Raw genomic sequence first — 20836 nt, 5'->3', positions numbered from 1 at the left:
CGGGTAAAAAACTATGGCATGTAAGAAACGGGATGGAACAGTTCATGGTTGGTTAGTGCTTGATAAACCTATGCACATCACTTCTGCTAAGGCAGTATTTGCAGTGCGTGAAATATTCAATGCGACTAAAGCAGGCCATGCTGGAACTCTTGATCCTCTAGCAACGGGTGTTTTGCCAATAGCTTTAGGGGAAGCAACCAAAACTGTGCCCTACGCAATGAATAGTACCAAAGATTACAACTTAACCGTTCGCTGGGGTGAAGCAACCACCACGGATGATGCTGATGGCGAAGTTATAGAAACTAGCGAATTACGACCAAATATTCCAGATATATTGGAAATTATAGACCGTTTTATTGGTATCATAGAGCAAGTGCCGCCAAACTTTTCTGCTATCAGAATAAATGGCGAACGTGCATATAAACTCGCTCGTTCCGGCAAAAAGGTTAATCTAAAACGCCGATTAATCAATATTATCAACCTAATTTTAGTAAACGTACCTAATCGTGACGAGGCTAATTTTCAAGTCACTTCAGGCAGTGGCGCTTATATGCGTTCGCTTGCTCGTAATTTAGCTCAATCTCTTGGAACAGTTGGACATGTGCGCAATCTGCGTAGACTACGCGTAGGGCCGTTTTGCATAAATAATGCGATTACTCTGAATAAAATAGACAATCCAATGAAAAACATTCAACCTTCCAATTATTTATTACCAATTGAAACTGCCTTAAAAAATATGCCGTCAATTGCCTTACAAAAATCTCAAGCTGCAATATTACGCAATGGCCAAGCTATTCCGATTCATACTTTGATGGATAATTTAAGATTATATAATTTACATGAAAACGATCTAATTTACGTTACCAATAACAGAATACCGGTAGCCATAACAAGAATTAAAAACGGAGATATTCATCCATTGAAAGTACTAAATTTTAGCGATACATTAAAAACAATAAAGCAGTAGTGTAATTTTCTGCATACAACTTTAAAGCAAAATTAACTCTAATAACTCAGCAATAATTGTCATTGAAATTCACTAAAAAGCACAACTAGGATTTCGTATTGTTACATTTTTAATATTGAAAACGGACGGTTGCATCAAGATAGCTGTATAATTAAAATCCAATTTTGTTTAATAAACTACTTGGTAAATAGCTACAAATATCTATATCACAAAACATGTTTAAGATATAATTGACTAAACATTGCACTATAAATATAGCTTAGTAGTAAAAATACAAGTTTTCTCGGAAAATCTTTAAACGAAATTTGAAGTATTTATCATATAGAAGAGGATGCGATTTATATTGCTAAGCATTGATTAAAATCGTATTCTTAGTAATACTTATACAATGTAGGATGAATTTATTGTTAAAGCTTAACCATACACATAATAGATTAACTATTGCTTTAGACGTATTGATTTTAAATTTTTATTCGAAATAACATAAATTACATTTAGTTAATTTTATTATTACTTTAGGACTTAGTGTATTAAGATATATCACTTGTTACTTTGCTATTTATAGTCAGTATTAATGTTTTCATAAAATGAGTTTTTCTATATCAATAACCATTCCATAAATTAAGTTGGCAGTTAATGAATAAATTAAAATTTAATTAGCTAATTAAATACTAAAGTTATAGTTAACTACCGATAAATATAACATATTTCATCTCGATCTAGATAAGAAATTTATAAAACCCACTAGATAGTCAGGAGCGAGAATGTCAATTACTGCTGAGCGTAAGGCTGAATTGATCAAACAATATGCACAAAAGGAAGGTGATAGTGGATCACCGGAAGTACAAGTGGCTATTCTAAGTGAGCGCATTCCTAATCTTACTGAACATATAAAAATACACAAACACGATTTTCACTCACGTCGTGGGTTGATGATGATGGTAGGTAAGCGCCGCCGACTGCTGAATTATCTAAAAGAGAAATCTAATAATCGTTACTTAACATTAATCAATGCCTTAGGATTAAGACGCTAATAGAATATAAGGATATGTCAAGATGGTAAATTGTCAGAAGCACAGTAAAAGTAATATTTAGGTTAACATAAATAATTATAGAAAATTTATGTTTGGCTGTCTAGCATCTATTGACTAAATTGACATCCTTTTCAAAAGTACGCATGCAGAAACTAAAAAATATAATATCTTACAAGCTGCAATTTCTACATTATGGCGTAAGAGGATTCTATCTTTTTTTGCTTTATCGCAAATTTATTCTCAAATCTCCTTTAGCTATGTTATGCGTAGCATGGAGTTGAGTTTTCTTGGCTACTTTGCTTACTAGCATTCATCCGACACGGTTTTTTCTAGCAAGAAACGCGAAGAGCGGTAAAATGTTGTATATGCAGATTTGAAACTAAAGGATGACAAGTATGTTTGAAGTATATCGTAAGGAAATCGAATGGGGCGGTCGAACGTTTTCCTTTGAGACAGGCAAAATTGCACGCCAAGCCGATGGTGCAGTCATTGCTCGCTATGGAGATACTGCAGTTCTATGTACTGTGGTCATAAATAAAACCCAACGCTCTGATGTAGATTTTTTCCCGTTATCAGTGCATTATCAAGAAAAGACTTATGCTGCTGGTAAAATTCCCGGGGGCTTCTTCAAGCGAGAATCACGCCCAAACGAGAAAGAAATACTCACATCACGCCTAATTGACCGACCAATACGTCCATTATTTGTTAATGGATTCAAGAATGAAGTGCAAGTTATCTGTACAGTTCTTGCTCATGATCTAGAAAATGATCCAGATATTGTTGCAATAATCGGCACCTCTGCCGCTTTGTGTCTATCAGGTGCGCCTTTTTTAGGTCCAATTGGGGCAGCTCGTGTCGGATACAATGATGGTCAATATATTTTAAACCCAACGATAAATACCGCTAAGGAAAGTGAACTTGATTTAGTGGTTGCCGGCACTCAAGAAGGGGTGCTCATGGTAGAATCTATGGCATATGAATTGTCTGAGGAAGTAATGCTTAATGCTGTCAATTTTGGCCATAAAAGTTTTCAGCCAGTGATCAGCGCAATAATAGAACTTGCGGAAGCCTGTGCAAAAGATCCTATGGATATACCGGAAATCACGCTAGACATCAAAGCAATACGGAGAAAACTGGAAGCTTCCGGCAAGACCGTAATGGAAACTGCCTACGAAGAACCTAACAAGATTAAACGACAAAATAAAATTGCAGCCGCTAAGAAAAAAGCCATTGAATCAATTGATGATTTGCTAGAACAGGAAATAGCAAATAGTTTATTGAAAGATCTAGAAGCTGATATCGTACGCAGTCGCATATTAAATACCGGCAAGCGTATCGATGAGCGTAATACAACCACTGTACGCCCAATAGCAGCTGAAATTGGATTGTTTCCACCACTTCACGGATCCGCTCTGTTCACTCGTGGCGAAACGCAAGCTATGGTAGTTACCACCTTGGGTACTGGTCAAGATGAACAGATAGTCGACTCCTTAGAAGGAGAATATCGAGAGCACTTTTTACTTCATTATAATTTCTCACCGTTTTCAGTCAACGAAGCAGGACGCATTGGTGCTCCTGGGCGTCGTGAAATTGGTCACGGTAAATTAGCTTGGCGCTCTCTAAAACCTTTACTGCCTAACAAAGAACGTTTTCCATATACCTTGCGAGTTGTATCTGAAATTACTGAAGCAAATGGCTCATCTTCTATGGCAACTGTTTGCGGTACATCGTTATCTCTCATGGATGCTGGTGTGCCCTTAGAACGTCCTGTAGCTGGGATAGCCATGGGTCTAATAAAAGAGGGTAACGAATTTGCTGTTTTATCTGACATATTAGGCGACGAAGATCAATTGGGTGATATGGATTTTAAAGTTGCCGGTACTGACCAAGGCATAACTGCCCTACAAATGGACATCAAAATTACCTCAATAACAATAGAGATAATCAAGATTGCACTAGAGCAGGCAAAAAAAGGTAGGTTATACATTCTCAACGAGATGAATAAGGTGCTATCGGTTGCTCGTGAGCATATAGCTCAAACTGCACCAAAAATGATATCAATTAAAATTCCAGTAAATAAAATACGCGACGTCATTGGTTCACGCGGCAAAGTGATACGCGAAATTTGCGATACTACCGGTGCTAAAATCGATGTTGAAGACGATGGTAGTGTTAAAATTGTTGCTGTAGATAAGGAGGCACTTGAGTCTGCGCATAACTGGATCTATTCACTTATCTCTGAGCCAGAGATAGGTAAAATCTATGATGGTAAAGTAGTTAAAACACTTGATTTTGGTGCTTTTGTAAACTTTTTTGGTTCAAAGGATGGTCTTGTTCATATCAGCCAGCTAACGCGAGGAAAACGTCCTGAAACTGTTTCCGAAGTAGTTAAAGAAGGTGACAAAGTTAAGGTTAAGGTTATTGGCTTTGACGATCGCGGCAAAGTTAAACTATCAATGAAAGTTATAGACCAGGATACTGGTAATGATTTAGGGGCTATTATTAAATAATCATTTATAATCTAAGCAGGAAATAAACGCGCAGCACTGAAATAATATATAATGCTGCGCCATGGCGGCATATTTATCTGTACAAAAAACTATTATAGTTTATAATCATAATTTTATTTTGCAGTTTATAGTTTGATTCATTGGTAAATGCGCTACAAGAAGAAAGTACTCAAAGAGTAAATTTTATCCAATTTCTATCTATATAGAAAATATACACATGTTATTAATCTATGTTTTTAGTTGAACCCTAAGGTCTATCTTCTATTATCTTAGGTATTGTGCTGGCCTACAATCATAAAGTAACGTATTTTTATGTTTTTCTATAAAATAACATTAGAAATTGATATTTTTATTTAGTGGATTTTTTAACAAAAATACTGTTCTTTGATTAAAGTATAAGAATCAACACAGTTGATTAACTATTTGTACTGATATTATAAATCAATGATTTGTTGACTTACACTATGCTGAATAATAGTTCGAAATTAATTTTAAACATTATTATACTTATTTAATACAAAATAAAAAATTAATGTACGAAATATTGTGAACTATAGCTATTAATACTATTCTTAGACTATTATGAGTAACTTTGACTAGTTAAATCTTGATTTATTTTGGAGAATGAACTATGGATATATCGCAGATTCCTATTGGTACAAACCCACCTCACGATATAAACGTATTAATTGAGATCTCTCTTGGCTCCTACCCTGTAAAATATGAGTTTAATAAAGAAAGCGGCGCTTTATTCGTTGATCGCTTCCTACATACAGCAATGAACTATCCATGTAATTATGGTTTTGTACCACATACTTTATCTAATGATAAAGATCCTATAGATGTAATGGTAGTAACTAATAGCCCAATTATACCAAAAGCAATAATCAATGTTCGTCCGATTGGTCTATTAATCATGGAAGATCAAGAAGGTATGGATGAAAAAATCCTAGCTGTACCGACGGATAAATTATATCCATATTACAAAGATGTAACCTCATGGACAGACTTGCCAATGATTTTAACGGGCCAAATCAAGCATTTTTTTACCCACTACAAAGACCTTGAGCCTGGCAAGTGGGTAAGGATGGATCGCTGGGAAGGAGTGGAAGAAGCTTTTACATTGATAATGGATGGGATTAAATTAGCTAGCCGTAAAAATTATTCATAGATAGTGAGATTATTTTAGGAAAATCGATGTAATAATACGTAAAATTATATCTATTAGTAGTATCAAATACTCTTGAATAATACAAGTTATAGTGTTGCTAATATAATTAATAGCAATAATAAAATTAGTTTATATGAAACATGTAAATTGCTAATTTACTAATATTCTTCGTTAGACAAAAGTCTACATTTTGTTTAACTATCTGTTATTGAATAAAGAAATCAATAATTTTTAAATTATTATAACTTCTATAAAACAATCTTAATTCAAAATTCCATCATAAAATCACTTATCCAGTGATATATTGTTGTATTCTTTGTTGTATCAAACTATTAACTAATTAAATATCAGTTGCTTTGATATTTAATTAGTTAATAAAACACAATTTATCAATTAAGTATAATTAACAATTCTAAATTAAAGCTATAACAGTTATTTAATTAATTGAATAATAATCAATCTTAAAATAGTAAATTATATTCTATTATATTAATAACATAGATATATAGCAAACTTGCTAAGTATGCAAAAAAAAATAATTTTTATTGTTAAAATGCATTAAAATAGCGTTAACAAAGTTAATTTATTTAAGATATATCAATTAAGCTATATAATTAAATCAAGTAGATGATAAAATCAATTGTTATTATTAGTTAATGTATTTAACATTATACTAGTAACTTCTTTTTAAAATTTAATACAGGCTTTATTAAGCAATAAAAGCTGTATAACTTATTTATAAATAATTAAAATTATTTATAAAACAATTGTATTGATAATACATAACAAGTTGAATAATTTTCAACAACTTATTAAGGAGATAATGTATAAAAATATGCTATATATAGCTATTACTAATACTTTTTAAGTAAAGGGGCCAATAATTTCTTAAAAAAATTAATTAATATTAATCGCAACATAAAATTTATTTTGCTTAAAATATTTATTTTACTAACAAACGCTAAATATTACATAAATAAGTAACATTTTCTATATTTAATGTAGATAATACTAAATTATCTTTTAGTCACAATGGCTATATTCTCTAACGTCAAATTTGTACCTATTCAATAATTTTAAAAATACTTTTTATTATCACTTCTGATCAATTAGCAGAAGTAATTGATTTAATTAAAACTTTTAGTGGATTTTAATTGGACATTATCTTAATTTTGCATTTCAAAGTAAGTTGCTTGTAGGTTGTAAAGTATTAATTAATATAACGGTAAACTTTCTCCTGATCGACATAGGCTATTATACTATCCACATCGCATAGACCAATCAATGAGTTAATTAAACATCGCTATTATTTTATCACAACACTTATAAATTAAAAAAAACTGCGACAATAAATCTTTTTGGCTCAATAATTTAATTTTATTAATCAGACTATACATAAAATATAGTTAATTATTAGTATTTATAAAAAGTTGATTATATGTTTATAGTTAATATAAAAATTATTATTAATTAATATTAATGCTAATATTTTTTTAATAAAAAACCAGTATAACGATGTTTTTATATGTAATTAATTTTTTTTAATTTAATTTGTTTAGGATTTTAACGTATACAACCTATATGTAGGTATACTAATTAACTAAAATCAAAAATTTGACTACTAATTTTTTACAAGCGAAGAATTGAAATAATGTATTATGTATTTATTGCAAAAATCTTTTAAAGTAACATAACATTTTTTAGATTTTCATTAATTTAACAAAATAATTCTTGTGCTGTATTATTTGCTTTAATAAACAATATTTTTACGTTTACAATTCTAAAACGCATATAATAATAAAATTATTTTCCCTTCGTTCCGGCATCAGGATGCAAAAAAAATATAATCAAAAAATTAATACTCCTTGCGCAAGGCTGCTCGTGGATATAATAAAGGAAACAAAATGAGTTATAGAATTGCTGTTGTAGGTGCTACGGGCGCTGTGGGTCGTGAAATGCTAAGCACACTAGCTAGACGCAATTTTCCTACCCAAGAAGTTATCGCCCTTGCTTCAGACTATTCTGCTGGAAATCTAGTATCTTATGGAGATAATAAAACTTTAGTTGTAAAAAAATTGGCAAAATTTGACTTTTCTAAAATAGATATTGCGTTATTCTCTACAGGCAAGCAAATTGCACTTGAATATGTACCAAAGGCTAGTCGATCTGGTTGTGTTGTAATTGACAACAGCTCTGCATTTCGAATGGACCCAGAAGTACCATTGATAGTACCAGAAGTAAATCTTGCTGCAATGACTGCTTACGAAAAGAAGAACATAATAGCTAATCCGAATTGCTCTACAGCTCAAATGGTCGTAGCATTAAAACCACTACACGACTCTTTTTGTATAAAAAGGGTAACTGTTGCTACTTACCAATCAGTATCAGGTGCTGGTAATGATGGAATAGATGAATTATTTAAACAATCTCACTCAATTTATGTAGATAAGCCAATTAAGTGTAAAACTTTCACCAAAAAAATTGCTTTTAATGTCATTCCTCACATCGATAATTTTATGGATAACGGATTCACTAAAGAAGAATGGAAAATGACGTTTGAGACCAAAAAAATCCTTGATCAAGATATTGAAGTTGTTGCTCACTGCGTTCGTGTTCCGGTTTTTATTGGCCATTCCGAAGCTATTTTCATCGAAACTAAAAAACCAATTACTGCTCAATTAGCTCGTCAAGCTATGCAATCTTTTCCTGGTTTAGTAGTAGTTGATGACCCAGCAAAAGAAAGCTATTCTACTCCGTTAGACATTGCAGGCGAGGATGCAGTTTATGTCAGTCGTTTGCGCCGCGATCCCACTGTAAATAATGGACTAGTGCTTTGGTGTGTTAGTGATAATCTCCGAAAGGGTGCTGCACTAAACGCTGTACAGATTGCTGAAAATCTGATAGCTAACTTTTTTAAAAAAATTGCTTAATTTGCTTTAGTTTAGTTTCTGTTAAGCGAAATTCATAATAATTAAAGGATATAATTAATAACCGCATTAGTATTCGCAGAATCTTTATCGATATAAAATTATAAAAATTAATCTACGAAAACAAAAGAACAGGTATTTATAATACTAACTAGAAAAACTTTTAAAAGTGCTTAACTATTATGTAGATATTACAAATATAATTGTCAGTTTTCTTCTAAAGAAATATGAATAAATAATTTAATATTATTATATCGGCTAAGCCAATTGCAACTAATTGTCTAAATAGAAAAATACGCAAATTATTATGCATTATTAACAATATACACAATTACTTTTCTGTGCTAATATCTTTAGTTATAATTATCATATAATAAAATTATTTTTAAAAATTATAGTCAAAAAAGACATAAAAATCCCTAAGGTAAATTTAAACACATAAACACTAATTACAGTAGAAATTGCCAATTATTCTGGCTTTTTAATAAGAGATATATACATATAGTTATGTTATAACATAACTATATGTATATATCAAAAAAAACAAATTATTCAATAGATCAACATAGATAACAATCATCAATTGATATCATATACGAAAATACACATGTAAGAATTTTCGATGGTAATCGATAAAAGGTCGATTATATATAACAGTGAAAATCAACATTAAGTCTGTGATTTGTTTATTAAACAATGGTGTTCGATCTGTTGGAACAACTGACAGATATAGTTTTTTTAATGTATTTTCTGGTAATTAACTTTCGCGCAATTGCTTTTTATCTTTTTTCCTAAGGCGTTAGGTCGCAGAATGTAATTTAATAATCTTTATTACGCAGACGATGTATTTTAACTGTTTACTTGAGCCAATAAAATTTTTTTATTATTACATACTACTTTTATTATTAATATGATAAAGTACTTCTTTTTTATTATCTATTATTACGATGTAACTGATATTTGCTACTTTACTAGCACATAGTTAAATACTATGTGTAATGTTGTTAGGTTTTTCATTAAAACAGGAATTAATAATAAATGCTGCTTAATAGCAGCATTTATTGCTTGTTTATTGTTTATGCTTTTGTTTATAAATATAAAGAAGATTTATTGTAGAATATTATAGTATATTTTAATTAAATGTAACAATTATGTCAGATATGTTAATTGTTGTGTAGATACAATTAACATATCTGACATTTGATTGCACTTAAGTAGTCATAATTGTTTTGAACAGCTGTTTATCGCATAATGATTTGTTTTTTATGTGCTAGCATAAATAGGATTGTGCATATGATAGATTTTTTTGATCATTTATTGCAAACTTGCAAATATTATATAGTAAAGATTATTGATTTTCTCTTTAATTAAGTTAAACTTATTGCGTTTAGTGTTAATTGTTAAATGATAAATTTATTATTGATTCTTGACTTAAACAATTAACTGAGGGGCGGTATTGTAGCAATCGATGCTAATAACCATTAATGCTACAGTATATTTTGTATATACTAATACTAATTTACATTTTGTGATTCATTAATTTAATTAACTAGTATAACAGCAGGTATTAACTATAAATACTCTAAATTATTATGTGATAATTTTGATTGATTGAACTATATTCTGTTCTTCTTTTCTATAAGATATTATGCTAACAAAACGTAGTTCTATGCAGAATACATCCTCATACGAGAATGTATTCTGCATTTATTGTTCGCAGTATATTCTCTTATCTAATTAAAAATTTGTGTGATGTGTAAACTTTTATATTTAATCTAGTATAACGGGTATTCTAATAGCTTTAAGACACTCGTTAGTTTAATGCAATGATTAATTGATTAAGTTGATTGTGATATATCCGTTAGAAAAATTAATTCTTCTTTCTAATTATCCAATACTATAATTCTTATTTTATATGTTTGATAATCAATTTAAAGAAGATGTTAATTTGCATAATTTCTCTAATATTTACTTACAAAGTTATAAGCTCTTCGTAAATGTATTCGGTATTTTGAATTTGTATAATGAAATATCATGTGAATTGTACGCTTTGATGTAAATTAGTTATTTTTCACTTGTATATGTGCGATAAGTTTGATGAATAGGCTAAAAGATAGGTGAATATATTTACTTATTAAACCAAGCGTGATATTAATCGTATGCCACTTGTAATGATAATTACATCGTATAATTAGTGCATTTAAAATCTTGGTTGGATCTTGTGCCTTGATGTGTCAATTGAGTGGTGAGAAGGATAGCAATTTGAAAAAACTTTCGTTATCTAACATTCATCTAACTACACTTGATAACAAGCTGACTGTAGCTAGTGATGCTATGGTATCCGTAGATACTGCGTCTGTCGGTTTATGGATTGGTGTAGGGACGCGTCATGAAAAATTATCTGAAAATGGCTTAGCTCATTTGATTGAGCATATGTTATTTAAGGGTACAGTCAAGCGCGATGCGATTACTATTGCGCGTGAGATTGAAAATGTAGGCGGTCATATGAACGCTTATACTGCGCGCGAACAAACTGCTTACTATGCAAAAGTGCTATCCGATGATTTGCCGTTAGCGATCGAGCTATTGGCTGATATAGTACAAAATTCTGTTTTTGACACATCAGAGCTTGACTGCGAGCGATCAGTTATCGTACGGGAAATAGCTCAGATTAACGATACGCCTGACGATGTTATTTTCGATTATTTTCAGGCAGCAGCATTCCCTAATCAAACTTTGGGACGTTCTGTACTTGGTAATGTAGAAGTAGTACGTTCAATAGAACGCCAGTCTCTAGTAAATTATATAACGCGGATGTATCAGGCGGAATCTTGTGTTTTAGCAGTAGCCGGTCTAGTAGATCATGAACAATTGGTTAATATAGTAGCCAAGCGCTTTAATACCTTGCCGAAAGGCACTATGAAAGAAGTGGACTTTTGCCATTATGTTGGCGGCGAAATAAGAGTCGAACGTGAATTAGAGCAGCTTCACATTATCCTTGGATTTAGAGGAACTTCTTTTTTTGATCCAGATTTTTATACTATTCAAGTTTTATCAGTAATTTACGGCGGTGGTATGTCTTCTCGTTTGTTTCAAGAAGTACGAGAGAAAAGAGGTCTTGCCTATTCTATTTATTCTTTTACTTCTGCGTATTTAGACGATGGTTTATTTGGTGTCTATCTAGGCACCGGTGTTAAAGAAGTGGTTGATGCAATTCCAATTGTTTGTGAGCAGCTTATGTTAATTCCAGATACTTTAAATGAAAGCGAGCTTGCTAGGGCTAAGGTTCAGATTAAGTCATCATTGCTAATGAGCCGAGAAAGTACTAGCTCACGTAGTGAGCATTTGGCAAATCATTTTATTATACATGGTAAAGTTCCTAATTTAACAAAAATTATTGATAACGTTGAGGCGGTAGATCAATCTTCAATACGTCGAATGGTAGGAAGATTGCTTAAAAATCCCCCAACCCTTACTTCAATTGGTTTTACAAAAACACTTGAAGATTACGATAAGATTTGTGCTCGACTGAGTTAGTTTTTATTTCTGACATATTTTTATTATTAATTTAAACTAGTGTAATCAGTAGAAGGATGATTAATTTTGCTGTTTAATACATTAAATATTTTTATATAAATTAATCTAAAATATCTAGTAGATTGACTTTTTAAGTAGTGATATTGTATTAACGATAAATTATTCAGTTGTTTGGCAACTGAATGAACAATACTATCTAATATAACTTTAGATGTCTTCAGCAATTCGACAATTGTAGTAAATATAGTTTAATATTTCTTTCCGACTAAAAGGTAAGTTCTCTATAGAGAATAATATTATTTATTAACAGTTTTCAAATCTTTTTTCTTAATTTTTATCTATCCTAGCCAAGAGAATATTATAACGCTAGTATTCTCTTGGCTAGGATAGATAAAAATTACTAATAGAAAAATATTTCTTCAAAAATCAAAATAGTAAAATAATATATCGCTAATCGACTAATAATTAATCGTTTATATTATGTAATTATTCTTATTTGTAAAATCTTACAAAAAGACTTCAGACAAAATATCAGCTAAAGGTTGAATTGATGATTTCTGAGGATTTTATCGCATAGTACGCTATGTTTGTTGTATTAATTCAGTGCTAATACTATAGAACTTTACACCTTATATCCTAAATCAAATTGTATAAATTTTACTCAAGCTATTATATAGCTATTTAGATATAATTATTCATATCTATTGTAGTTGATACCTTTTAAGGAAATAACTGCTACAAAATAATATACTCCCATACCGATTTTATATCGGTAAATAAGTCGATGAAAATAGCAAAATAATTTCTTTATTATAAGATTAATTATTTTAACTTAGCTAATGTGCTATGTATTAAAAATACTAAGTATACACCACTAATGTTAAAAATAATTTCGTTATAATTTGTTAAAATTAAACAACAAATACTATTTTTTAAGTTAATTTGATGATACGAAAACATATGAAATACTATGAATATTATTTTAATGAATTTTTAAAATTAATTCTAATGATCTAGTTAGTTTATACAACACTTGATTAAACTACAAAAAATAATGCAATGAGTTTCATTTAGACCAATTTTATTTAATAAAGTAAACTAAAAATAATTTTACTGCGTTGTTTTATCGTTCGGCCTTGAACTATATTCAGATATAATGGAGTAATACTATGCTTAAAATTAACATTTAACATTCATTAATCTTTCAAAATATTAAATAAAAAATTAAAAAAATAATAATTGTCAATACATCATTATCGTACAATAATAAGTTTATTTGCTAGCGTTCTAGCGCACCAAATTTTTGACCAAAGTCTTTCGGACGCCAAAGCTTAGAAGGAAATTTTAGATCAAAGACGGGATTAAGCAAAACCACTTTAACTTCTGAGCCGTTATTATCAATTATACTCCATTGCGTTAATGATAACGGATTATCTTGGAAAGCAAGTATTATCTTACCTTGAGTCGGATCGTCACGTTGATAAAGTTGTACAAGCAACATTTCACAACTTTTGTTCAAGGTTTGTACCACCAAATCGTCCGTAAAGCTAATATATTTAGAAAGTAACACAGAAAATGGTGAACTTATTAACGGAATCTGAGTGGTTTGTTTTAGCTCATTATCTTGATAAGTTAACCAAATACCGTCAGAGGTAAGCAAAACTGAAGATGGCGGAGCATATTCAAAACGCATTTTACCTGGCCGCTCAATCCACATCACGCCACGAGAAATTAAACCAGCAGAATTAATCTGTAAAAAATCTGAGTGTATAGTAATAATTTGATTGAAATAATCTTCAATACGCTGAATATCATCCTTTTGTATGACCTTCAATACATGGCCAAAAGCAGAAATAGGATTTCCTGTAACTACAATAAAAAAAATAGCAAAAAAACAATAAAATCTGCTTGACATAAAAATTAAATAATTTTTATGTCAAGCAGATAATAAATAAGAATAATCATAATAAAATTACCATTTCAAGATAGAACATATACTGTCAATATCTTTAATTGTTAATAAAGTAAGGATTTATCAACTAAGACCTGACGCTTGCCTACATGATTAGCTTCGCTGACTACTCCTTTATACTCCATGCATTTGATAAGCGCAGTGGCTCGTCGGTACCCAATGTTTAGCTGGCGTTGTATTAAGCTATTGGATACTTTGCCATCGCGTAAAACAATATCAACAGCCTGACTGTACAATTTATCTTCCAAAGAACAATTAGCTTCTCTATCTTCAAATAATTCTGATCCATTCGATAATAAATTATATTCGTTGATAATAGTTTTTTCGTATTTAGGACTGCCAACATTGCGTTTTATTTGACGGACTATATCTTTTACTTCTTTATCGGAACAAAATGGACTATGCACTCGAGTAATTCGTCCTCCACATGACATATAAAGCATATCACCCATTCCCAAAAGCTGTTCAGCACCAGATTCACCTAAAATGGTGCGGCTATCAATTTTTGAAGCAACACGAAATGAAATACGAGCAGGAAAATTAGCCTTTATAATACCAGTAATGACATCAACCGATGGGCGCTGGGTTGCCATAATAACGTGAATACCAGCAGCACGCGCCATCTGAGCAAGACGCTGAACAGCACCCTCAATTGCTTTACCAGCAATCATCATTAAATCGGCAACTTCGTCAATGACTACAACAATATACGGAAGCGCTACTAAATCGGAGATTTCTTTCTCAAATAATGGATTATTTCTATCTATCACCAATCTTGCTTGTGACGAAGGCTTTAATGAGTAATCTTTTTTTATCGCATCAGCAATTAAGGCATTATAACCTTCGATATTCCTTACACCAAGCTTGGACATAATGACATAGCGATTTTCCATTTCTCGAATGGTCCATTTTAATGCGACAATCGCTTTATTAGACTCCGTAACCACCGGTGATAAAAGATGAGGTATGCCGTCATAGACTAATAATTCTAGCATTTTTGGATCAATCATGATCAAACGACAACGCTCAGGAGATAAACGGTAAAGTAATGACAATATCATTGTACGAATTGCCATAGATTTTCCTGATCCAGTAGTCCCAGCAATCAAAAGATGTGGCATACTAGCAAGATCAACTACGATTGGTGCGCCTCCTATATCCTTACCAAGTGCAATAGCTAACTTGTGTGCCGAGGACTTCATAGCACTGGATTCTATAACATCGCGAAAATATACAGTTTTACGTTGAGGATTTGGTATTTCAATGCCGATCACATTGCGGCCTGTGATTACAGCAACGCGAACTGAAACCGCGCTCATATAGCGAGCAATATCATCAGATAGTCTTATAACACGTGATAGCTTTGTACCAGGAGCAGGCTCGAATTCGTATAGATTGACAAATGGTCCATAGCGCACTTTACTAATAGTACCTTTTATACCGAAATCACTCAACACAGACTCTAGCAAGCGTATACTATTTGTTAGACTATTCTCTTCTTCTTTTTTGATAAATTTTGATCTATCATTTAACAAGCTTGTCTGAGGAGAGACATTTTCTTTATGTATATTGCCAGAAAATTGGCGTTGTTTTAGCTTATAAATACTAAAAATATTTAACATTTTTTTAAATCGAGGAAAGTATTTATGGTTAGATTTAGAAATATGATCCATCCTACGTGGTAACTCAAACTCTCCTCTTTCTTCTTTGCAGAAGGAACCATTATCTTTGTTAAGATAATCATCTACTTTACTTGTAAACCGCTTCTTATGATGTATCTCTAAGCATGGGTCAGTATTTTTTCTCCTAGTTATTGCTCTAAAAATAGTAAGAAAGGTATAGCTAAACAAATAGATTATTCTACGTTTAGCTTTTAAAAAGTTTATACCAATCGAAGAAATGCCAAAAAATAAAGCCAACAAACTGTACACAACAACAATAGGTAACAATTCGTCAATTGGTGTAAAATAGCTAATTAATACTATAGAAGATGACAAAACAATTAGCCCTAATCTTCCACCTAATCCATAGTGCAGTAACCAAGCCTTGGGCGGAGTGATTGCAGCACAGGCTGCAGCAGTAAAAAGTATGGATAAAAATAGGAAAACAATACGCAGAATGTAACTGCTAATCTGCTTGTGCTGAAAGATGCGACAACCCCAGATTAAGGGGATAATTATAAGGCCAGCACTCGCTACCCCTAACGACTGAAGCAGAAGATCTGCAATCAAGGCACTGGCATAATCAAAATGCTGATAAATCTTATTATTTCGATTATTGTTGTTGAGTAATGAACTAGCATTATTATATCCTCCTATAATAATTGCCAATATCCCAGCAACTACAATCAACGTCAAACCGCACGCTTCTTCTCCACGTCGTCGCAAGTACCTGACTAACTTAACACGCAAAATCGTGCTTTTCTGATGGCTGCAAGACGCGCGTGCCATGCATTATAACCCTCCCTTAAGGTTATTATACATATATTAAGGAAAATGTATATAAAAATAAGCTGTTGATAATTAAGTATAAAAAAATATTAAAAGCTACTGGTGAAGATAGAAAAATATTCAGTAGTATATTTTATAAATACAAAAATACAAAATTTATGACTAACAATTTTAATCTGATTTAAATACAGCAATATTATTACTGTAAGATCAATCTACCTAGAAATCAAAAAAACTAATCTGCAGCACTAAGCTTGTTATTAAAATATTTCGAAGATTAATATTAACGAAAAATAAATAAAAAATAATTACTTATTTCTCAGTTAATTTTATATTAATTAATATAATTTCTAATATAAAATTAACAAATAATCAAACTTTAAATATATGGTATATTGTAGAAAAGCACATACAAACGGTCATGTTAGAACATAAAAATATTAATCTCTGTAGTATAGTTATTCAAGTACGAATAATAAAAAATCTTTGCTTTTTGAGTATTGTGCCAAGGATAATTTATATACAAAATCGAAGTTAATCATAATCTACTAAAATTTATAATCTACATTTAAACTACATAATATTACATAATAGTAAATCTGCTAAGTTACTATAACATAACAATTTGGATAATTTTTGCACATATTACAAAATATGCGAGCGTAGCGCTTATATATCGATTATTGAAACTGTGAACGCAAACAAAACCAAACTGATCTCATGACATGGCGCCAAATAAGGCCTGTAGGAATCTCGGCGATAGGGAAACTTCGCGGATTATAGTAGGCACTTTCAATGTTGCGCGATATATCATCTGTTCGTGCCGCCAACAGCCACATTACATGGGCTGATTTCTGCATTAGTGCAGAACCTGACAAAGCGGCATCCAAACGAATTCTACTAAGTTCAATGATTGGCTTACATAGCGAAATAAAATTGAATGAAAAAGGATGATCTATTAAGCTAGATGCTTTAATGCCGCTTTTATCAAGGATCGACTCTGGTATCATGAATTTTCTTCTTTTATTTATTACTGGCAGCGTGCGCACTAAATTAATAAGTGACCAAGCCGTGCCAAGCTCTCTGGAATTTTTCAATTGCGCACCAAGAATATGCGCCATAGAGTTAGTTATCAATCCTTCCGTCATAGCAGCATAATTTTCAAGTGATTCTAAATCTGGCAATAATCTATCTGAGAAATCTGCTTCATGCGCATTGACAACTCTACGCAAATCGTCCAAAACTGCCGGATGGCGTTCAGCTAGTCTAGCTAATGACAAAACTACCTCATAAGAACTAGGAGTGCCTAATTCAATTGCATCAAATGATTCTTGCCACCACTGCAGACGAACAAAGCCAATTAATGGATCGCTTACTACATCAACAATTTTAGTGATCTCATGATTAACAGCGAGTACAGTAAATAAATCTTCACACATCTCCGGTTGTGCGAAAAGAGATACAAGATATCGCTCGCGATCATAGCGTCGCACAATTCTTGCACATTCTGTAATATCTCTCATGATAAAATCGTCAATTTTTAATCTACTAAATCAACTTAATATTAAGTATCGATGACAAAATGCCTAGCAAGAGCTATTTTTTGACCTTGATAATTAGAGTTTACTGCTGCACCATAAATAATGTCAGTTTGACCGCTAGCAATACGAAGATAATGTAACCAGCCAACGATTTGTCCATGCTCTAAGACAAAAGGAGCACCATAAGATCGCACCTCAAGTACAGCTCGACTTCCTTGAGCTTGACCATTAACCCAACCAAAACCAGGATCAAAAAAGCCAGCGTAATGCACTCGAAACTCTCCAGATTGATTGTTGAAAGGAAGCATTTCAGCAGCTAGATCAGGTGGTACAGCTAATTCTTCACGCGTACCGAGAATATAAAACTCATCCTTTTCCAATATCAATTGCCCATGATCCCAATAAAGCTGCTCCCAAAATTCACTAACGGGATAAGTGTATTTACGCTCGATATCAATTTTACACGTATTTTTTTTAGCTTTATATCCTACTATCGTTCCTTTTCCTGATCCTTGCAAGTCGATCGAGCATGGTAATAGCGTACCGCGCGGCGATATTAGTATATCACCATCAGCAACCTTGGCAAAATGACCAAGAGCGTGGCGTTTGCGCATCTCCTTAGAAGAAATCTTACTTTCGCCACGTTGAAAACGTAGCTGATTTAAGCTAGATCTATAACTAACAACTACATTGAATGATAATGATACTATCTCCAGAAATAGTCTACCTTTATAGCCTTTATCAATCCGATCAAAAGCTGTACATCCATCAGTAATCAAGCGTGTCAATATGTCAAGGCGGCCAATCGAGCTTTTCGTATTAGCTAACGCTTCGACATCATGTGGCAAATTAAGAGTTTCTAATATTTCAATAATATACACACAACCACGTTCTAGTAAGGCGCCATTAAGTAAATCCAATACTAGATCTCCGTCTAGTTGATCGATCTTATCCATAACCGCACTGCTTAAACCAGGCAAAAAGCTTGCACGCATTTGATAGGCTAATCTACCAAGACGCAAATCTAAGCTAGCTGGCTGAATTTGCGAAGAATCAACAGCGGTAGCACACCTGATTTGACCTTCTTCAATCATTCGCTTTATCTCCTGATATGGCATAATACCGCTTATTGAGTTGTTCCAATAGGAGTGAGTGTTATAATGATACTTGGTCAATTTTCCTAGCGCGTAAAATGTGTTGGGTGAAATGATGATTCACTAAGGTCATATGAAAGTAATATACACAAGAAAGACTGCAAAAGGATAATTTTCCAAAATTGTAATTATTATTCTAGAGAATAATAGCTGATTATTGAGTTGAATAAATTGGTCAGTGAATTAAAAATAATCTAGCCATAAATAAAATAGCAATGAATTTAAATGGTTAAGCCTCTATCAACCAACCAATCGGCAACAAAGCTGCTGCTACCCGTCGCCCTTCGGCCAGTAATAATGAAAAAGTACGACAAGCCGCTGCAGTGCTCATAACTTCGACAACAGGACCTTGCTCTCGAATGCGCAAGCGCAGAGAAGGTGGAAAAAAAATCTGCCTACTGCCACTACCGATGAGAAGAATGTCATATTTCTGTTTAGCCTCAAAAATTGGTTCTAAAGTTAAAAGATCAAACTTTGACCATAAAACATTACTCTCTATATCCCAGTGCCGAATATTCTCCTGATCTACTAGAATAGGGCCAGTATAATTAATGTCTTTAATAGTAAACCTACTTTTATCATAGCATTGAATAACTTGCATGTTATCAGTTAGCATAGGAGTGACATTAACCATTGTCTTCTTTCTTTTTACTTTCAAGTATCTAGCTAGTGAGTATTCTTTTATCCCGCACACCAGTGTATAAAAGTAGTGGCACAGCTATGAAGATGGATGAATAAGTACCAACCAATATCCCCCAAATCATTGCAAGCGCGAAATCTGTTAATCCAGCACCTCCAAAAAAATACACCCCTGCCAGTGCTAATAATGTAGTAAGTGAAGTTATAGTAGTTCGTGATAATGTTTCATTAATAGATAATTCTAGCAATTTAGTTAATAACATATTTTTATATCGCTGTAGATTTTCTCGGACTCGGTCATAAATCACTACAGTATCATTGACAGAGGAACCAGCTATCGCCAATAATGCTGCAACAGTTGCTGTATTAAATTCGTGTTCAATCAAAGAAAACAGACCTATAGTCAAAATTATATCATGAATCAATGCCAAAATAGCGCATAGACCGAATTGCCATTCAAAGCAAAACCATATATAAATCATGATTGATAACAAAGCCAAAACTATCGCCAATACAGCAGCATTAATCATCTCTTTACCGACAGTTGGACCCACAAACTCAGTTCGTCGAAATTTAATATTAGATGGAATAACCTGACGTATTTCTTTGATAATATTTATCTGTTTATTTTGATCGTTTTCTTGACAACCCACGCGAATTAATATCGCGCTGTCTTCGCTGAACTCCTGCAAAATAACTTCACCTAATCCAAGTTTATTCAAGTCTGAACGAAGCCGAGCGATATCGGTTGAAGCGTTAGTTTGTACTTCGATTACCACTCCACCCTTGAAGTCGATGCCAAAACTCAGCCCAATGCTAAATATAGCAAAAATTGAGCCAATTAGCATCAAAGCCGAAAATAAAAAAGTAATTAAATGGTATTTAATAAATGGAATATTGGAGTTCGGAGGGACGAGATGAAGTAATTTCATTT

Annotated in this window: 12 protein-coding genes; 6 read left to right on the top strand and 6 right to left on the bottom strand. The window is 32.3% G+C overall.

Translation table 11 applies throughout. The annotated features are described in order from the left end of the window. Positions 1 to 13 precede the first annotated feature (13 nt). From truB to A1OE_RS00195, 6 genes are all read left to right on the top strand, one after another. Positions 14 to 967, top strand: coding sequence for a tRNA pseudouridine(55) synthase TruB (gene truB / locus A1OE_RS00220; RefSeq protein WP_015087776.1), 954 nt, complete (start codon positions 14 to 16; stop codon positions 965 to 967). A 764-nt stretch (positions 968 to 1731) separates the two neighbouring features. After that, positions 1732 to 2001 carry a 30S ribosomal protein S15 gene (gene rpsO / locus A1OE_RS00215; protein WP_015087774.1) on the top strand — a complete coding sequence of 90 codons (270 nt, stop codon included), beginning with the start codon at positions 1732 to 1734 and terminating at the stop codon, positions 1999 to 2001. A 386-nt stretch (positions 2002 to 2387) separates the two neighbouring features. Continuing rightward, positions 2388 to 4511, top strand: a complete 2124-nt coding sequence (gene pnp, locus A1OE_RS00210; protein ID WP_237737654.1) for a polyribonucleotide nucleotidyltransferase — start codon at positions 2388 to 2390, stop codon at positions 4509 to 4511. Positions 4512 to 5142: 631 nt separating this feature from the next. Beyond that, complete coding sequence (gene ppa / locus A1OE_RS00205; RefSeq protein ID WP_015087771.1) at positions 5143 to 5682, top strand: inorganic diphosphatase; 540 nt, start codon at positions 5143 to 5145, stop codon at positions 5680 to 5682. A gap of 1904 nt (positions 5683 to 7586) precedes the next feature. Further along, the gene (locus A1OE_RS00200) at positions 7587 to 8612 is read left to right on the top strand and encodes an aspartate-semialdehyde dehydrogenase (RefSeq protein ID WP_015087769.1); all 1026 of its coding nucleotides are present in this window, start codon (positions 7587 to 7589) and stop codon (positions 8610 to 8612) included. Between the two features lie 2226 nt (positions 8613 to 10838). Then, positions 10839 to 12146, top strand: a complete 1308-nt coding sequence (locus A1OE_RS00195; RefSeq protein ID WP_015087764.1) for a M16 family metallopeptidase — start codon at positions 10839 to 10841, stop codon at positions 12144 to 12146. Positions 12147 to 13425: 1279 nt separating this feature from the next. Here the strand turns inward: A1OE_RS00195 and A1OE_RS00190 are convergent. The 6 genes from A1OE_RS00190 to secF all read right to left on the bottom strand — a co-directional run bounded on the left by A1OE_RS00190 (position 13426) and on the right by secF (position 20834). Beyond that, positions 13426 to 14061 carry a LolA family protein gene (locus A1OE_RS00190; protein WP_015087761.1) on the bottom strand — a complete coding sequence of 212 codons (636 nt, stop codon included), beginning with the start codon at positions 14059 to 14061 and terminating at the stop codon, positions 13426 to 13428. A gap of 101 nt (positions 14062 to 14162) precedes the next feature. Beyond that, positions 14163 to 16568, bottom strand: coding sequence for an FtsK/SpoIIIE family DNA translocase (locus tag A1OE_RS00185; protein WP_015087760.1), 2406 nt, complete (start codon positions 16566 to 16568; stop codon positions 14163 to 14165). A 680-nt stretch (positions 16569 to 17248) separates the two neighbouring features. Further along, positions 17249 to 18091 carry a phytoene/squalene synthase family protein gene (locus A1OE_RS00180; protein WP_015087757.1) on the bottom strand — a complete coding sequence of 281 codons (843 nt, stop codon included), beginning with the start codon at positions 18089 to 18091 and terminating at the stop codon, positions 17249 to 17251. Positions 18092 to 18132: 41 nt separating this feature from the next. Beyond that, entirely contained in the window at positions 18133 to 19284 is a 1152-nt protein-coding gene (locus A1OE_RS00175) for a 2'-deoxycytidine 5'-triphosphate deaminase (RefSeq protein ID WP_015087756.1), read from the bottom strand. 208 nt (positions 19285 to 19492) lie between these two features. Continuing rightward, the gene (locus A1OE_RS00170; protein ID WP_044283165.1) at positions 19493 to 19897 is read right to left on the bottom strand and encodes an Mth938-like domain-containing protein; all 405 of its coding nucleotides are present in this window, start codon (positions 19895 to 19897) and stop codon (positions 19493 to 19495) included. A 28-nt stretch (positions 19898 to 19925) separates the two neighbouring features. Further along, positions 19926 to 20834, bottom strand: coding sequence for a protein translocase subunit SecF (secF, locus tag A1OE_RS00165; RefSeq protein WP_015087754.1), 909 nt, complete (start codon positions 20832 to 20834; stop codon positions 19926 to 19928). Between the last annotated feature and the right edge of the window lie 2 nt (positions 20835 to 20836).

The sequence above is a fragment of the Candidatus Endolissoclinum faulkneri L2 genome (genome assembly GCF_000319385.1).
In the GTDB taxonomy this organism is placed as follows: Bacteria; Pseudomonadota; Alphaproteobacteria; order Thalassobaculales; family Thalassobaculaceae; genus Thalassobaculum; species Thalassobaculum faulkneri.
Note: the sequence above shows the minus strand (reverse complement) of the source record. Positions and strands in the feature narration are given on the sequence as shown.

What these genes read in the sequence shown, in the direction of transcription:
- A1OE_RS00200 (WP_015087769.1), top strand. Translation starts at nt 7,587, where the DNA reads ATGAGTTATAGAATTGCTGTTGTAGGTGCTACGGGCGCTGTGGGTCGT.
- A1OE_RS00190 (WP_015087761.1), bottom strand. Translation starts at nt 14,061, where the DNA reads ATGTCAAGCAGATTTTATTGTTTTTTTGCTATTTTTTTTATTGTAGTT.
- truB (WP_015087776.1), top strand. Translation starts at nt 14, where the DNA reads ATGGCATGTAAGAAACGGGATGGAACAGTTCATGGTTGGTTAGTGCTT.
- A1OE_RS00195 (WP_015087764.1), top strand. Translation starts at nt 10,839, where the DNA reads ATGTGTCAATTGAGTGGTGAGAAGGATAGCAATTTGAAAAAACTTTCG.
- A1OE_RS00170 (WP_044283165.1), bottom strand. Translation starts at nt 19,897, where the DNA reads ATGGTTAATGTCACTCCTATGCTAACTGATAACATGCAAGTTATTCAA.
- secF (WP_015087754.1), bottom strand. Translation starts at nt 20,834, where the DNA reads ATGAAATTACTTCATCTCGTCCCTCCGAACTCCAATATTCCATTTATT.
- A1OE_RS00185 (WP_015087760.1), bottom strand. Translation starts at nt 16,568, where the DNA reads ATGGCACGCGCGTCTTGCAGCCATCAGAAAAGCACGATTTTGCGTGTT.
- A1OE_RS00180 (WP_015087757.1), bottom strand. Translation starts at nt 18,091, where the DNA reads ATGAGAGATATTACAGAATGTGCAAGAATTGTGCGACGCTATGATCGC.
- ppa (WP_015087771.1), top strand. Translation starts at nt 5,143, where the DNA reads ATGGATATATCGCAGATTCCTATTGGTACAAACCCACCTCACGATATA.
- pnp (WP_237737654.1), top strand. Translation starts at nt 2,388, where the DNA reads ATGACAAGTATGTTTGAAGTATATCGTAAGGAAATCGAATGGGGCGGT.
- rpsO (WP_015087774.1), top strand. Translation starts at nt 1,732, where the DNA reads ATGTCAATTACTGCTGAGCGTAAGGCTGAATTGATCAAACAATATGCA.